16 protein-coding genes are annotated in these 15134 nt (G+C 68.0%); 8 read left to right on the top strand and 8 right to left on the bottom strand.

Translation table 11 applies throughout. The annotated features are described in order from the left end of the window. Positions 1-5 precede the first annotated feature (5 nt). Positions 6-581 (bottom strand): hypothetical protein, encoded by a 576-nt coding sequence (locus BN159_RS45845; RefSeq protein WP_157901120.1) that lies wholly within the window; start codon positions 579-581, stop codon positions 6-8. 100 nt (positions 582-681) lie between these two features. Here BN159_RS45845 and BN159_RS44250 point away from each other — a divergent pair, with 100 nt between their 5' ends. Further along, complete coding sequence (locus tag BN159_RS44250) at positions 682-1713, top strand: hypothetical protein (protein WP_015660125.1); 1032 nt, start codon at positions 682-684, stop codon at positions 1711-1713. A 282-nt stretch (positions 1714-1995) separates the two neighbouring features. Here the strand turns inward: BN159_RS44250 and BN159_RS26735 are convergent, their stop codons facing one another. Further along, positions 1996-2661, bottom strand: coding sequence for an ATP-binding protein (locus BN159_RS26735; protein WP_041819900.1), 666 nt, complete (start codon positions 2659-2661; stop codon positions 1996-1998). A gap of 269 nt (positions 2662-2930) precedes the next feature. Between BN159_RS26735 and BN159_RS26730 the strand changes: the two genes are divergently transcribed. Both BN159_RS26730 and BN159_RS26725 read left to right on the top strand, forming a co-directional pair. Further along, positions 2931-3782: a helix-turn-helix domain-containing protein gene (locus tag BN159_RS26730; protein WP_015660123.1), complete on the top strand. Its 852-nt coding sequence runs from the start codon at positions 2931-2933 to the stop codon at positions 3780-3782. 7 nt (positions 3783-3789) lie between these two features. After that, on the top strand, positions 3790-3984 hold the full coding sequence (locus BN159_RS26725) for a hypothetical protein (protein WP_015660122.1): 195 nt from the start codon (positions 3790-3792) through the stop codon (positions 3982-3984). 300 nt (positions 3985-4284) lie between these two features. Here BN159_RS26725 and BN159_RS26720 read toward each other — a convergent pair whose 3' ends face one another. Continuing rightward, entirely contained in the window at positions 4285-4587 is a 303-nt protein-coding gene (locus tag BN159_RS26720; protein ID WP_015660121.1) for a hypothetical protein, read from the bottom strand. Positions 4588-4697: 110 nt separating this feature from the next. Between BN159_RS26720 and BN159_RS26715 the strand changes: the two genes are divergently transcribed. The 3 genes from BN159_RS26715 (at position 4698) to BN159_RS26705 (ending at position 7840) form a co-directional block, all read left to right on the top strand. Next, complete coding sequence (locus BN159_RS26715; protein ID WP_015660120.1) at positions 4698-5540, top strand: alpha/beta fold hydrolase; 843 nt, start codon at positions 4698-4700, stop codon at positions 5538-5540. A 20-nt stretch (positions 5541-5560) separates the two neighbouring features. After that, the gene (locus BN159_RS26710; RefSeq protein ID WP_015660119.1) at positions 5561-7228 is read left to right on the top strand and encodes a glycosyltransferase family A protein; all 1668 of its coding nucleotides are present in this window, start codon (positions 5561-5563) and stop codon (positions 7226-7228) included. 114 nt (positions 7229-7342) lie between these two features. Then, positions 7343-7840 carry a peptidylprolyl isomerase gene (locus BN159_RS26705; protein WP_041819899.1) on the top strand — a complete coding sequence of 166 codons (498 nt, stop codon included), beginning with the start codon at positions 7343-7345 and terminating at the stop codon, positions 7838-7840. Positions 7841-7937: 97 nt separating this feature from the next. On the opposite strand, the gene BN159_RS26700 is transcribed toward BN159_RS26705, so the two are convergent. After that, positions 7938-8300: a VOC family protein gene (locus BN159_RS26700; RefSeq protein WP_015660117.1), complete on the bottom strand. Its 363-nt coding sequence runs from the start codon at positions 8298-8300 to the stop codon at positions 7938-7940. 109 nt (positions 8301-8409) lie between these two features. Between BN159_RS26700 and BN159_RS26695 the strand changes: the two genes are divergently transcribed. Then, on the top strand, positions 8410-9831 hold the full coding sequence (locus BN159_RS26695) for an alginate lyase family protein (RefSeq protein WP_015660116.1): 1422 nt from the start codon (positions 8410-8412) through the stop codon (positions 9829-9831). Between the two features lie 51 nt (positions 9832-9882). On the opposite strand, the gene BN159_RS26690 is transcribed toward BN159_RS26695, so the two are convergent. Further along, entirely contained in the window at positions 9883-10356 is a 474-nt protein-coding gene (locus BN159_RS26690) for a carboxymuconolactone decarboxylase family protein (protein WP_015660115.1), read from the bottom strand. 117 nt (positions 10357-10473) lie between these two features. Beyond that, a complete protein-coding gene (locus BN159_RS26685; protein WP_051113547.1) occupies positions 10474-11898 on the bottom strand; it encodes a DUF445 domain-containing protein in 1425 nt (474 codons plus the stop codon). A 173-nt stretch (positions 11899-12071) separates the two neighbouring features. On the opposite strand from BN159_RS26685, the gene BN159_RS26680 reads away from it, so the two are divergent. Then, positions 12072-13406 (top strand): GDSL-type esterase/lipase family protein, encoded by a 1335-nt coding sequence (locus tag BN159_RS26680; protein ID WP_015660113.1) that lies wholly within the window; start codon positions 12072-12074, stop codon positions 13404-13406. Positions 13407-13424: 18 nt separating this feature from the next. On the opposite strand, the gene BN159_RS26675 is transcribed toward BN159_RS26680, so the two are convergent. Then, positions 13425-14141 carry a DUF1707 SHOCT-like domain-containing protein gene (locus BN159_RS26675; RefSeq protein WP_015660112.1) on the bottom strand — a complete coding sequence of 239 codons (717 nt, stop codon included), beginning with the start codon at positions 14139-14141 and terminating at the stop codon, positions 13425-13427. 32 nt (positions 14142-14173) lie between these two features. Continuing rightward, the gene (locus tag BN159_RS26670; RefSeq protein WP_015660111.1) at positions 14174-15133 is read right to left on the bottom strand and encodes an ABC transporter ATP-binding protein; all 960 of its coding nucleotides are present in this window, start codon (positions 15131-15133) and stop codon (positions 14174-14176) included. Position 15134 lies beyond the last annotated feature (1 nt).

Raw genomic sequence — 15134 nt, 5'->3', positions numbered from 1 at the left:
ATCCGCTAACTGACCGGCTGTTGTGGATCGCGCACGATTTCTCCAGCCCTCTGGAGGAAGGCCGCATGAGCTTGCGCCATCTCTTCCTTGGCTTGGGCGAAGCGGAACCAAACTGCGCTCATGTTCTCAGGGCTCGCGCTCGCTACCGCCAGCAAGGAGGCCACTGCCGCTATCGCCCCCTCCGTCAGCGCGTAGGCCAGTTCGTTTGCCTCGCTTGGCCCCCAGAGTGCCAATTGGCTGGTTTTTGCCTGCATTTCAAGCGTGCCGTCGCCCAACTCCCGCCTTGCCGCAGCATCAAGTCCACCGCCGCTTCTCACCTCGGGGGCGATGCGAGTGAGCACTTCATCGAGTACGGCATAGGCCGCAAAGAGAGCAGCAAAGGACTGATGCCGCTGACTACGCACCCACTGCCAGTGCTCCGCTGCCGCCTGACCGTGCACCTGGGCTAGAGCGGCTTCAACTGCCTTACGTCCGCCGGCTTCCGCTCCACCCTTGGCATACCTACCAGCAATCACGGCCCCAATGACTGCGGATGCAAACGCAATACCAGCCGCGACGATCGTCCCCGTTGCCTCACCCATCGCACCATCCTCGCCCGAGCCAGGCACAGCCACAACGACCTTCCGGACGACTGCACCACCTGTCACACTCCACGAACAGTGAACGCACTAGCCTCAGCACATGACGACAGCCCCCTCCGGGTTCCAGCCCGGTGACATCCTGACGCGTAAGCAGATCCACCCCCTGCTTGGTGGCGCCGGATTTGCTGGAATCTGTCCCGCAGTGGAGAAGCGCAACGTTCTCATTTTCTCCGACAGCAAGGTCGGAAAGCGCTTCGGATATCGCGATGGATGGATGGCCGAAGATGACGACCTCGGGCCCGTATTCACCTATACCGGAACAGGTAAACAGGGCAACCAGGCCTTTGAAGGCGGCAACTTATCCATCCTGGACCACGCCAGGATGGGACGCACCCTGCATCTATTCGTCGCCGTGGGGAAGGTTCCTGGAAGCGACACACGGACGCACAGGTACATCGGGATGTTCAAACTCGACGAGCGTAAGCCGTTCGAGATACGCGAGGCCAAAGATGAGTTGGGCAACGACCGCGACGTCATCGTCTTCCGGCTACGCCCTATCGGCCGCTACATACGGGAGGCGTCTGACACTCTCGACCGAGCACCCCATTCCCGGCTGGGGTTCAGCCGAACCGCAGGCCGCTACACCCGAGCGACTCGACGTCGAATCCGCGAACGGCGGCCGCAGACTGACGTCGATCAGGTAGCAGCAGCCCGCGATGATCTGGCGGATGCGTTCGAAGAGCGCGAGACCGCAAGTGGGGAAACGATTGGTCAACTAGACGTATCGATGCGGAGTTCAACTTCTCGGCTCATGTTCGATCTGTACAACCCAGCGAACAACACCGTGTATGAGCCGACAAGCACCGCTGCGAGCGAGTCAATCACTCAGGCTCTAGCTCAACTCCTACGTGCACGCCGCTACTTGAACGAGATCCCTCACGATCAGCCGCTGCACCTGATGGTTCTGGCCCCGGCCCTTCCCGATATGGATCTCCGCGACTTGCTCGCCGAACACGGGATCGGCCTCGTGTACCGCAACGACAGCGGGGGCTTCTCCGAGTTTCAGATAGGCACGTCCCCAAGCAGCACACCACAACCTTTCCGCTGCCTGAATTGCCCCATACCCGCTTAGGGCCACCACAGGTCGGACCGCAACCAGGTGTACTTGCCCAGTCCAGCTCTGGTGCGCCGCGCGATCTCGGCAAGGCATCCCAACACATGATGAGCAGCCCCGATCCCGATCACACCCTCAGGAGGCTCCAACTCGCTCCTTGTGGGATCAACTGCGAGCGGCACGACCTCTACCCCGTCCAGGAGTCCGATCTCCCCGGCAACCTCACACAGCACTCGAAGCGAATCCGGATCGCGCCAGCCGATGTTGAACGCGCTGGCAGGTTCCAACTCTCCGTCCTCATCAAAGTTCATCGGTGGCGCCCGAGCGAAGTTCTTCGAAGGACCCCTGCGCTTCTTCGAGCAGCGAATCGGGATCAAGTCCGTGAGCCTGAGTCCAGTACAGGAGATCGACAATCAGGCTCGCGGCACCCTTGGCCGCCTGATCGAGGGTTGCCATGCTCGTGCCCGCCCCCGTGAAGCAGGCGGCATGGGCGTCGTACGAGGACAGCAACCCGTCAGCGCGAGAAACGCGGTGGTCCTGCACATGCCCATGTGGGGACGTGAGCGCTGTGGCCAGCTCGCACCACGTCGCCTTCCCTACAGATGTACGGCGCACGCCCCATCTCTCCGACATCGCATCAACGAGCGTGAGACCACGGCCTCCCTCGTCGCGAGTTCCTGCAGAGTCCAGTGTCGGGACCGCGTCCGCATGTGGGTCCTGCACTTCCAGATGGAGCTTCGTGCCGTTCATACAGACGGCAAGCACGGCGGGAACGCCTAACCCCACATGCTTGACCACGTTGGTGGCCAACTCAGTGACGCAGAGTTGAGCGTTCTCCAGCACATCGAGCAGTCCCCAGTACGTGAGATGCAGGCGCATGATCCGACGCAGAGCTGGCACCTCTCTCGGAGTGGCCCGAAAGGGAACCTCCCACCCTTTGCGGGGTACGCAGTTGTCGTGGTTCACGTGCGGCCTCCTTGACTCAGTCGATCCACGCCACCCGTCATCCCCAGCAAGCAGTGGCCTGTCTCCCTGGCACAGGCTCGCCGCTCCCAGGGCAGGAGAGGCCGACAAGCCTGCACGATGCACTTCCGCTCGCTGCACGTGAGCAGCTCGATACTCAACGTAGAGATGCTGAGGTAAATTTGCCATCTACTTCGGCAAAATAGCTCGATCGTGGTTCGGGCATGGAAGACACGGCAGACTGCCGCTCAACGCACACCGGAAGGAACGGCATGTCCCCGAAGGCACTCCTCAGTCAGCGCCAGAAGCGCCTGGGTCATGAGTTGCGCAGCATGCGGGTAGCCGCAGGGATGTCAGCAGAGCAGGCAGCGAACCTCCTCGGCGTCGACCGAGGAAAGATCTCCAACATGGAGTCCGGGGTTCGGAACATCAGCGAGGCGCGTCTACGCACCTTGGCTCACCACTGCCAGTGCCACGATGAGAAGTATGTCGATGCGTTGGTCGACATGGCCTCGGCCGGCAACCAGGGCTGGTGGGATCAGTACCGCGGATCTCTTCCTCAAGGCCTTCTAGACATCGCAGAGTTGGAGGCGCGGGCCACTCGCATGCGCGTGGCGTCCACGGTGCATGTTCCGGGACTGTTGCAGACAACGGACCACGCGTTAGCGGTGTTTCGGGCCGTCCTTCCACCCCTACCGGAACACGAGGTGGCGATGAGGGCTGCGCATCGTAGCCATCGCCAGGAGGTTCTGCGCCGTGATGCCCCTCCCCCCTTGATCGCCATTGTTCATGAGGCTGCGCTCCGAATGCAGTTCGGAGGGCGTCGGGTGGCCCGTGAGCAACTTCAGCACTTGCTGAACCAGTCCGAACGGCCCAGCGTGACGGTCTTGGCAGTGCCCTTCGTCCGGGGAGCATTCCCTGGTGCAGGCCAGACTGTGCTGTACGCGGAAGGTCCCGCGGAACGCTTGGACACAGTGCAGATCGACAACTCTCACGGCCCGGACTTCCTGCACGGCCAGTCCGAGTTGGCCAAGTATCGTGCCCAATTGGATCGAACGGAAGAACTCACCTTGTCCCCTGACGACTCAAGGGACTTGATCCGCACCATCGCACGCGAACTCTAGGGGCGTCATGCGCGAGATCCAGTGGGAAGAGCCCTTCTGCGGGGAAGGCAATGCATGCTTCCGAATAGGGGTCGACGAAGACGGCAACGCTTACATAGCAGTGCACGGCCAGGAGGATCGATTCATCACGGACAGTCGAGAGGCCCTGCGCACCATGATCCTCAACATCAAGGCAGGCAAGGCAGATCACTTGCTCCGGTGAAGCGGCACCATACGCGTCAGCTCAGTGACTCGATCGCTCTCACGATCAGGGCCCGTCGTCACCATGGTCGACGAGAGCAGCGACGGTGAGGTGCTGTGGCGCTTGGCGCACAGCCTCGGAGGGCGTGCCCATGATGAGGATCGGGCCCAGTGGATCCTCACCCAGGCGCGGTGGGGACAGCGTCGATCCGACGGCGGTTCGACCTGGGCTCGCTCTTCGCGAACCACGAGGTACTGATGACCGGAAGAAGCATGCGGCCACCCCACGACTAGCTCCCGTGGGGTGGCCGATCCTCTTGAATCAGCCGTTGCGGTCGGCCACGGCCCACGAGGCGAGGGCGACGACTCCGGCCACGCCGACCACGGCCGGCCAGGCGCCGACCTTCTTGGCGAGGGGGTGGGACCCGGCGAACCCGGCGACGTACGCGGCCGTCAGCGCGCCCGCGGCCGGTCCGCCGGCCCGCTGCCGCCACTGCTTGGCGGCGGCCGCCCCGGCTGCGGCGAGCACAACACCACCGAGCGGCCGCTTCTTCGTCCACCGGGCCACGCCGTACCCGCCGAGGAGCCCGCCCGCGGCGATCGCCGCGCTGGGAATCTTTGCCATGTCTGCCTGCCTCCTGCCTACGTGACTGATGGGAAAGAGGCTAATCGTCCCGCTCGACGATCACTCGAACGCCCCGGCAGGATGGGGGACCGCCCACTTGAGAGAGCACGGTGACACAGAACCAGCACCTCACCGCCCCCGACGGCACCCGTATCGCCTACCGCGACCACCGTGCCCCCGGCCCCGCGGTACTCCTCCTCCACGGCCTGGCGGGCCACCAGGGCGAGTGGGACGACCTGACGGCCCGCCTGCTGGCCGGCGGCCACCGGGTGGTGACGTACGACGCGAGAGGCCACGGCGCGAGCACGCGCCGTCCGCGGAGCGTGACGCGAGAGGTGTGCGTGGCGGACGCGGCGGCGCTGATCGAGCATCTGTCTCTGTCCGCCGTAACGCTGGTGGGCCAGTCCCTGGGCGGCCATACGGCGATGCTGCGGGCGGTGGCCCGTCCGGACCTGGTGTCGGCGCTGGTCCTGATCGAGGCGGGCCCGGGGCGGCCTCCCGCGGAACTCCCCGCGCAGATAGGTGCGTGGCTGGACAGCTGGCCGAAGCCGTTCAAGTCGTTCCAGGAGGCGAGCGACTTCCTCGGCCACGAGGCGTGGGCGAGGGGTCTGGAGGAGCGGGCGGACGGCTGGTGGCCGAGGGCGGACCGGGACGTGATGGTGGGGATGATCACGGACCTGACGAGGCGCGACTACTGGGCCGAGTGGAGCAGTACGACGGCACCCGCGCTGGTGATCAGGGGCGCGGACGGCTGGATGCCGGAGGAGGAGTTCCAGACCATGGCGACCACCCGGGATCACACTGAACTGCACACGATCCCGTCGGCCGCGCACGACGTACACCTGGACCAGCCTGAGCGGTTGTACGCGGTGGTGGAGGCGTTCATGGCCGCGACAGCGCGCAGTACCCCAGAAGCTGACATAACGTGTCATCTACGCACAAATGAACCGTAGGTGAATCCCAGGGGTCAGTCATGCTCAAAGTCACGGTCGTAGTCCCCGTCCACAACGCCGGCGACTACCTGCACCGCTGCGCCCCTTCCCTCCTCCGCCAGACCATCGGCCGCGACGCGTACGAGATCGTCTACGTCGACGACGGCTCGACCGACGGCTCCGGAGCGCGCCTGGACCGGCTGGCGGCACAGCACCCGCAACACGTCCGCGTGGTGCACCAGGAGAATTCCGGCTGGCCGGGCAAGCCCCGCAACGTCGGGGTGCGGCACGCCCGCGGGGAGTACGTACAGTTCGTGGACCAGGACGACGAGTTGCTGCCGGGGGCGCTGGAGAATCTGTACGCCCTCGCGGTGCGCAACGACTCGGACATCGTCCTGGGCCGGGTGGTCGGCACAATGGCGGGCCCCAGCAGGGTCTTCAAGCGCACAGTCGACCGCTGCACCGTCGCCGACGCCCCGCTCTTCGAGAGCCTGACCCCGCACAAGATGTTCCGCCGGGCCTTCCTCCTCGACCACGGCATCGAGTTCCCCGAGGGCCGGGTACGCCTGGAGGACCAACTGTTCATGGCCCGCGCCTACGTGCGCGCCAAAACGGTGTCGATCCTCTCCACGCCCTGCTACGTCTGGAACCGCCGCGAGGACGGCGGCAACACCAGCGCCACGGCCACGACGCCGGAGACGTACTACGCCCACCTGCGCCAGGTGATCGACGCGGTGAAGGAGGGCACCGACCCGGGCCCGCTCCAGGACGACCTCCTGCGCCGCTCCTACCGGGTGGAACTCCTGCGCCCGGTGAGCGAACCGAGAGTCCTGCAACGCAGCGGAGCGGCTCTGGACCGCTACTTCACCACGGTTCGCCGTACGGCCCTCGACTGCTTCCCGACGGGCGTACGGGAGGGCCTGCCCGCGATCTCCCGCCTGAGGGCGACGCTGCTTGAGGAGGGCCGCCTGGACTCCCTGGTCGAGCTGGCGCGGAGGGTGCGGGCGATCAGGCCGCGGCTGACGGTGGAGGACATCCACTGGCGCGGCGGCGGGCTCCACATCACCACGACGATCGACATGCTCCGCCCGGACGGCGAGCCTCTCATGCTCCACGAGCGCAAGGGCCGCCTCTGCCTCGACCCCGAGCTCCTGAACGGCATCAAGGGCGCCGAGAACTGGACGGTCCCGGACCCCCTGGCGCATGCCGAGGGCGAACTGCTCACCCATGACACGACCCGCGACGAGTGGTGGTTTCCGGACGCGGACCTGGCGCCACGGACGGAACCAGCGGGCGGGGGCCGCCACCGCGTACTGCTCTCGGGCACGACCAGGATCGACCCGCTGACCCTGGCGGGCGGCGAGCCCCTGCTGCCGGGTACGCACCTCGTGTGGGCGAGTGCGCAGCTTCTGGGGGTGGGCCGCCGAGCACGCGTCATCCCGGACGGCAGCCTCGCACGGATCCGCACGGCGGCCGCGGGCAGCCCGCCTCGTCTGATCATCCCGACGAGGACACCCCATGAGGGGCAACTACGGCTGGCGGTGGGCCCGCCGGGCGCCACGGCCCTTCACCACCGTCTGCTCCTGCGCACCACGACCTCCCCCGACCTGCGCCGCACGACCCGCAACCTGCTCCACCGCCTCCCGCCGGCGCTGCGCCGAAGGGCGGGCAGGCTGGCGAGACGGGCGGACCCGTGGAGCGCCCGTTGAGCACTCACGAAACACCCGTAGAGCACCCCCCAAGGACCACTGACCGCACGCCATGACGTCGCTGACAAGCCCCTGCGACTGTGGCACGGGACCGGAGGGTGCAGGATGGGGGGTATGACTACCAAGGTCTACTTCGACATCACCATCAACGGCGAGCCCGCGGGACGCATCAACTTCAACCTCTTCGACGACGTCGTCCCGAAGACGGCCGAGAACTTCCGTGCCCTGGCCACGGGCGAGAAGGGCTTCGGCTACGCCGGTTCCTCCTTCCACCGGGTCATCCCGGACTTCATGCTCCAGGGCGGCGACTTCACCGCCGGCAACGGCACGGGCGGCAAGAGCATCTACGGCGAGAAGTTCGCCGACGAGAACTTCCAGCTCAAGCACACCCGCCCGGGCCTGCTCTCCATGGCCAACGCGGGCCCGAACACCAACGGCTCCCAGTTCTTCATCACGACGATCGTCACCGACTGGCTGGACGGCAAGCACGTCGTCTTCGGCGAGGTCGCGGACGAGGACAGCATGAAGCTGGTGAAGAAGATCGAGGCGCTGGGTTCGCGCAGCGGCACGACGTCGGCGAAGATCACGATCTCGGCGTCCGGTCAGCTCTGACGGAACCAACAGACCTGACGGCCGGGGTGGCATGAGTACTGCCTCCCCGGCCGCTGCTGTGTGGCTGGGGCAGTGACGCTCGTAGGGCCTACAGACCTCAGCGGTCCTTGTGCGTCAGCACATTCACCACCCGTCCATTCGGATCCCGTACGAAGAACCTCCGCACCCCCCACTCCTCGTCCCGCAGCTCGCGCACGATCTCCGCGCCTGAGGCGGTGACCTGGGCATACACCGCGTCCACGTCCTCGACCTCCACGCTGAGGTCGGGGACGACCGCGGCGGTGCGTTCCTCGGTGAAGAGGCTGATCTGGGCGGTGGGGTTGGATGGGGACGCCAGGGTGGTCACCCAGCCCATGTTCATGACCTCCTCGAAGCCGAGGAGGCCGTAGAAGTCGCGGCTCGGGGGCAGTGCCTCGGCGGACTCGACCTGGATGTTCGGGACGATTCTGCGGATGGTCATCACGGGCCCCCGGGTACGTGGGTGAGTAGGTGTCGCCGGTTTCTGTTATCCCCTCCCCCTACCCCCCGTCTCCTCTGCGTCCCCACCCCCGACGCCGAGGTACGCGCACGTGATACGTCAGATCAGCCGCCGCAGCCTGCTCAAGGCGACCGGTGCCGCGGCGGGAGCCGGAGCCGTCGCCATCGGTACGGCAGCGCCCGCCGCTGCCGCCCCGGCCGCCTACGCTCATCCCGGGCTCCTGCACACCCGTACCGACCTGGACCGCATGGCCAAGAAGGTCGGCAAGGGCGCCGCCCCCTACACAGGCGGGTTCGCCAGGCTCACCGCCAACCGGCACTCCCAGAGCACCTGGACCGCCAACCCGCAGGCCACCGTCTACCGCGGCGCGGGCTCGCCGGAGAACTACGCGATCCTCTACAACGACATCCACGCCGCCTACCAGAACGCCCTGCGCGGTCACGTCAGCGGCGACGACGCCCATCTCGACGCCGCCGTCACCGTCCTCAACGCCTGGTCCGGGAAGCTGACCCAACTCGCGGGCAGCGCCGACCGGTTCCTCGCCGCCGGTCTGTACGGCTACCAGTTCGCCAACGCCGCCGAACTCGTCCGCGACCACCCGGACTTCGAGCTCGCCCGGTTCCAGGAGATGCTCAGCACCGTCTTCGGCGCGGTCAGCGACGACTTCCTGGTACGGCACAACGGCGCCGTCGTCTCCAACTACTGGACCAACTGGGATCTCGCCGCCATGGCATGCGTCCTGGCCACCGGCATCCTCTGCGACGACAAGGCCCAAGTCGCCCGCGCCGTCGACTACTTCAAGCACGGCGAAGGACTCGGGTCCATCCGCCACGCCATTCCCGTCCTCCACGACGACGGACTCGGCGAGTGGCTGGAGGCCGGGCGCGACCAGGGGCACGCGCTCCTCGGCGTCGGGCTCATGGGCACGTTCTGCGAGATGGCCTGGAACCAGGGCATCGATCTGTACGGCTACGACGACAGCCGCTTCCTCAAGGGCGCCCAGTACGTGGCCAAGTGGGCCATGGGTGGCGACGTGCCGTTCACCGCCAGCACCCGCAAGAAGGGTGCGATCGGTGGTTGGTCGGGGAGCGAGACCGTCACCGAGGCCGCGCCGGTCGACCCGGCCATGACCCGGCCCATCTGGGCGATGATCGCCAACCACTACACCAGGCGCCGGACGCTGGACGCCTCCTACGTCATCCGGATCGCCGCCCAGTCCGGCCCCGAGGGCGGCGGCGGGGACTACGGGCCCAACAGCGGCGGATACGACCAACTCGGCTTCGGGACACTGGCGTTCACGCGGGCCAAGACGGCCGTACGGGCGACGCCCTCAGCCGGTCCGTCCGACGGCCCCCGCCCCCGGGGAAGCTCCAGCGCCGCCCCGTCGGCCACGGATGGCGACCTCGCCGCCACCGGCTCCGACGACCTCCTCGGCTGGGCCGCCGCGACCGGTATCGGCGCGCTGGCAGGCGGACTGCTCCTGCTGCGCCGCCGGGGCAGGACCACCGAGTAGCCGGGCCGAGGGGGCGCACACACGCCCCCACCTTCAGCCCCACACCCAAACTCACCCGAACATGCCCACCACGTAGTCGCCAGCCGGCTGCTGAAGGATCACGTTGACCCGGTTGTACGTGTTGATCAGCGCGATGATCGCCACCAGCGCCCCGAGCTGCTCCTCGTCGTAGTGCTTGGCGGCGTTCTCCCACACCTCGGCCGGGACGCCGCCCGCCGCGTCGGCGATGCGGGTGCCCTGCTCGGCCAGTTCCAGCGCGGCTCGCTCCGGCTCGGTGAAGACCGTCGCCTCGCGCCAGGTCGCGACGAGGTGGAGGCGCTGGTGGGTCTCCCCGGCCGCGACGGCGTCCTTGGTGTGCATGTCGGTGCAGAAGCCGCAGCCGTTGATCTGGCTGGCGCGGATCTTCACGAGCTCCGCGGTCGAGTCGGGCAGCGTCGAGTCGGCCACCGCCTTGGCCGCGGTGTTGACGTGCCGGAAGACCTTGGCCAGGACCGGGTTCTCGAAGAGGTTGAGGCGGGCTTCCATGACTGGCTCCTTAGCCGTCGTAGGTGATTACACCCCTATGACGGAACGGCCCGACGCCGTGTGACACGGGAAAATGTGACCTGCGCCACCCACCCCGGACAGCCCCCCAAGCCGCCTCTACGCCCCCAGCGCCCGCGACACCGTATAGATCAGCAACCCCGCCAACGAGCCCACCACCGTGCCGTTGATCCGGATGAACTGAAGGTCACGGCCGATATGCGCCTCGATCTTCTTCGTCGTGTGCTCGGCGTCCCAGCTCGCCACGGTGTCGGTGATCAGGGAGGTGATCTCCTTGCGGTAGGTGGTGACGACGTAGACCGCGGCGCCCTCCACCCAGCTGTCGACCTTGCTCTGGAGCTTGGGGTCGACGGCCATCCGGGCGCCCAGCGACAGCAGCGAGGCCCTCAGCCGCAGCCGCAGCTCGCTGCGCTCGTCCTCCGCCGCCGAGACGATCATGGATCGTACGGCCGTCCAGGCGGACGCGATCAGGTCCTGCACCTCGCCCCGGCCGAGCACCTCGCCCTTGAGCCGCTCCACGCGCGCCCGGGTCTCGGTGTCGGACTGGAGGTCGGCGGCGAAGTCGTTGAGGAAGCGGTCGAGGGCGCCGCGCGCCGGATGGGAGGGCATGTCGCGCATCTCGGTGACGAAGCGCAGCAACTCCTTGTAGACGCGCTCGCCGACCCGCTTGTCGACGAAGCGGGGGGTCCAGCCGGGCGCCCCGCCCTGGACGGCGTCCATGACCTGCTCGTCGTGCAGGACCAGCCAGTCGTGCGCACGGGAGACGACGAGGTCGACCACGCGCTTGTGGCCGCCGTCGGCCACCACCTTCTCCAGCATCTTGCCGATGCCGGGGCCGATCTCCTGGGCGTCGGCCCGCCGGGTGATCGCCTCCCCGACGACCGCCTGGACGTCGGAGTCCCGCAGCACGGTCAGCGCGCCCCGCAGCGCGGCCGACAGCTCGGCGGTGACCCGGTCGGCGTGGTCCGGTTCGGCCAGCCAGGCGCCGAGTCTGCTGCCGATGCCGACGGAGCGCAGCCGCTGCCGTACGACGTCCTCGGAGAGGAAGTTCTCGCCGACGAACTCGCCCAGGGATACGCCCAGCTGGTCCTTCTTGGTGGGGATGATCGCGGTGTGCGGGATGGGGATGCCGAGGGGGTGGCGGAAGAGGGCGGTGACGGCGAACCAGTCGGCCAGCGCGCCGACCATGCCCGCCTCGGCTGCTGCGGCGACATAGTTCGCCCAGGCGCCGGCGCCCTCGTTCGACGCCCACTTCGCGAGGACGTACACCAGGGCCACGAAGAGCAGCAGTCCGGTCGCGGTGAGCTTCATCCGGCGGACGCCGCGCTGCTTCTCCTCGTCGGCGGCGCTGAAGGTCGTCATCGCACGGACGGCCGAGGCGGGGACGCCGACAGGATTGGCCGACGCGTCCCGCCGGGAATGCTCCCCTACGTCCGAAGCCCCCGACAGTTCCGTTTTCGATCGTTCCATCCGCTCCACCCGTCCGCGATCCCCGTACACATTGTCCCTTCCTGACCGACTCATGGAACGGAACAAGAGTTCCCGGCGTCTGTTCGGAGGGGGGAACACCGGGGAAATCTCCGGGTTGGTCCATGGCCCAATGGGGGGTCTGTTCGAGTCCTCCCACTCTCATGACGCATCATGAGATGATCACATCGGAGCCTCGGGCTCCCATTGCCCGAGGAGATACGCACCGCATGACCAGGCGTTACGGTTATGCCCTGCTGTCCGCCGTCGTCGCCCTGATCCTGGGCCTGTCCGCGGCGATCTACGTCGGAGTCGCCGCCGACGACGGAAGCGGCCGCGAGTCCACCCTGGCCAGCGGGAACACCCCGCGCAACCCCGCGGCACCGGTCTCCACCGGCACCTGGGTCGGCTCCTGGTCGACCTCACCGGCCGCCGCCGAGCCCGGCACCGAGACGGAGGGCATGGCGGGACGTTCGGTCCGCAATGTCGTGCACACCGGCGTCGGCGGGACGAGCGCCCGGATCACGTTGTCCAACCTCTTCGGCCAGTCGCCGCTGACCATCACCCACGCCTCGCTGGCCGTCGCCTCCGGGTCGGACACGGCCGCCGCGGTGACGCACAGCATGCGGCGGCTCACCTTCGGCGGTGACACCACGGTCGTCATCCCGCCGGGCGGGCAGGTCATGAGCGACGCCGTGCGCGTGGGCGTACCCGCGGACGCGGACGTGCTGGTCACGACGTACTCCCCGACCGCATCCGGCCCGGTCACCTACCACCCGCACGCGCGCCAGACCTCCTACGTCGCCCGGGGCGACCGCACCGAGGACGCGACCGGCACGGCGTACACGGAGGAGGTCGGGGTCTGGCGGTACCTCACCGCGCTGGACGTGCTGTCCAAGGACGCCGACGGCACGATCGTGGTCCTCGGGGACTCGCTGACCGACGGGATCACCTCCACCTCGGGGGCCAACCGCCGCTGGCCGGACGCCCTTTCGCGGCGGCTGCGCACGGCGCTCGCGGCCGGGGAGGACCTGCCGCGCTACAGCGTGGTCAACCAGGGGATCAGCGGCAACCGGATCCTGACCGGCGGGCTCGGCCGGCCCGCGGACAACCCGAGCGGCCTGGACCGCTTCGGCCGTGACGTGCTGAACGTGACGAACGTGAAGGTCGTCGTCATCGTCCTCGGCGTCAACGACATCCTCCGCGACCCGCAGCTCGCGGACCCGAACCGCATCCTCGGCGGCCTGCGCACGCTGGTCGGCCAGGCCCACGCGCGCGGGGTGAAGGTGATCGGCGCGACGCTCATGCCGTTCGGGGGCCACCGGGGCTACACCGACGAGCGGGAAGGGGTCCGTCAGCAGATCAACTCGGAGATCCGGGCGGGCAAGGTCTTCGACGCGGTGGCGGATTTCGACGAGGCACTGCGGGACCCGTACAACCCGCGCAAGCTCCGGCCCGACTACGACTCGGGCGACCACCTCCACATGAGCGACCGGGGCTATGAGCAGATGGCGGAGGCTGTCGACCTGAAGAGCCTGAAGGGGGCGGCGCCGGCGCGGCTCTGAGCCGATCGCGCCGAAGGGTCAGTCGTCGTCCCGCGACCGGTGGTGGAAGCCGTGCCCGTCCAGGGCCCCCCGCGCCTTCCGCCGCTCCAGCTTCTCCTGGCGGCGCTCCTCGCGCAGCCGTCGGCGTTCGGCCCTGGTGGCCTTGCGCTCCACGCCGACCCCGCCCCAGAAGGCGAAGCCGGTGATGACGACGCGCGGGGCGCCGGGGTCGCCCGGGACGCCGTCCTCGCGCTGGTCGAAGCCGCCCATGATGCCGATCCCGCGGGTCGCCACCTCCACGCCGGGCGGCACGATGACGTTCACCCCGCCCATGATCGCCACGCAGTTGATCACGACCTCGCGGTCCGCGAAGTTCGCGTCGCGCAGGTCGATCTCCCCGCCGCCCCAGAAGGCGAAGCAGTTGAAGCGGCGCGGCACGGTCCAGCGGCCCTTGCGCTCGAAGCCGGACAGGACCGCGATGCCCAGGGTGGAGGAGCCCTCGCCGCCGGTGATGCGGCTCGGCCAACTGCCGTCCGGTTCAGGGCCCTTGACCAGGTTCACGGTGGCCGCCGCCACCGGCAGGTCACGAGTGATCGGGGTCAGTTCGCCGTAGGTCTTCGCCTGGTACGTCGCGTCCAGCCGTTCCCCGAACTCCTCCATGTCGAGCCGCCCCTCGGCCAGGGCTTCCCGCAGGATCTCGGCGACCCGCTCACGGTCGGCGTCGGATGCTCGAAGCTCAGGGAGTTCCTCGGTCATGCGTTCAGCCTACGAGTTCCAACGGCCCGGGACTATGCGGTGGCCTTGTCCGCGTACATCCGTGCGATCACGGCCTCGATGTCGGGCTCCCGGACGGACAGGTCCACCAGCGGATACTCCGCCGCGATCCGGGCGACCAGGCCCGCCGCCGATTCGCCCGCCGGGAAGGCCAGCCACTGACGCGGTCCCTCCACCTTCACCACCCGCGCCGCCTCACCCGCCTCGATCGGCGCCAGCTCCCGCTCCAGGTCCACCACCAGGATCCGCTCGCTGCCACCCGCCTCGTGCAGCCCGGCCAGCGCGCCGTCGTAGACCATGCGGCCGTGGTCGATCACCATCACCCGGGAGCAGAGCTGTTCGATGTCCTGGAGGTCGTGGGTGGTGAGCAGGACTGTGGTGCCGCGGTCGGTGTTCAACTCCCGCAGGAAGCCCCGGACTTTCGCCTTCGAGATCACGTCCAGGCCGATCGTCGGTTCGTCCAGGTACAGCACCTCGGGGTCGTGCAGCAGCGCCGCCGCGATGTCGCCGCGCATCCGCTGGCCGAGCGACAGTTGCCGTACCGGGACCTCCAACAGGCCGCCCAATTCCAGGAGTTCCACGCAGCGGTCGAGGTTCTCGCGGTAACGGGCGTCCGGGATGCGGTACATGCGGTGCATCAGCTTGTAGGAGTCGATCAGCGGCAGGTCCCACCAGAGCGTGGTGCGCTGGCCGAAGACGACGCCGATCCGGTGTGCAAGACGCCGGCGCTCCCGCGAGGGGTCGATCCCGGCGACCCGCAGCCGCCCTCCGCTGGGCGTCAGAATCCCGGTGAGCATCTTGATCGTCGTCGACTTGCCCGCGCCGTTCGGACCGATGTACCCCACCATCTCGCCCCGCGCCACGGTGAAGGAGATCGAGTCGACCGCCCGCACCTGCCGCCGCTCCCGCTTCAGGAACCCGGTCTTCCGGCGCACGTCGAAGACCTTCTCGACGCCGTCCACCTCAATGAACACG

This window comes from Streptomyces davaonensis JCM 4913 (assembly GCF_000349325.1).
Taxonomy (GTDB): domain Bacteria; phylum Actinomycetota; class Actinomycetes; order Streptomycetales; family Streptomycetaceae; genus Streptomyces; species Streptomyces davaonensis.
The sequence above is the reverse complement of the archived record's forward strand: the minus strand, read 5'-3'. Positions and strand labels throughout refer to the sequence as shown.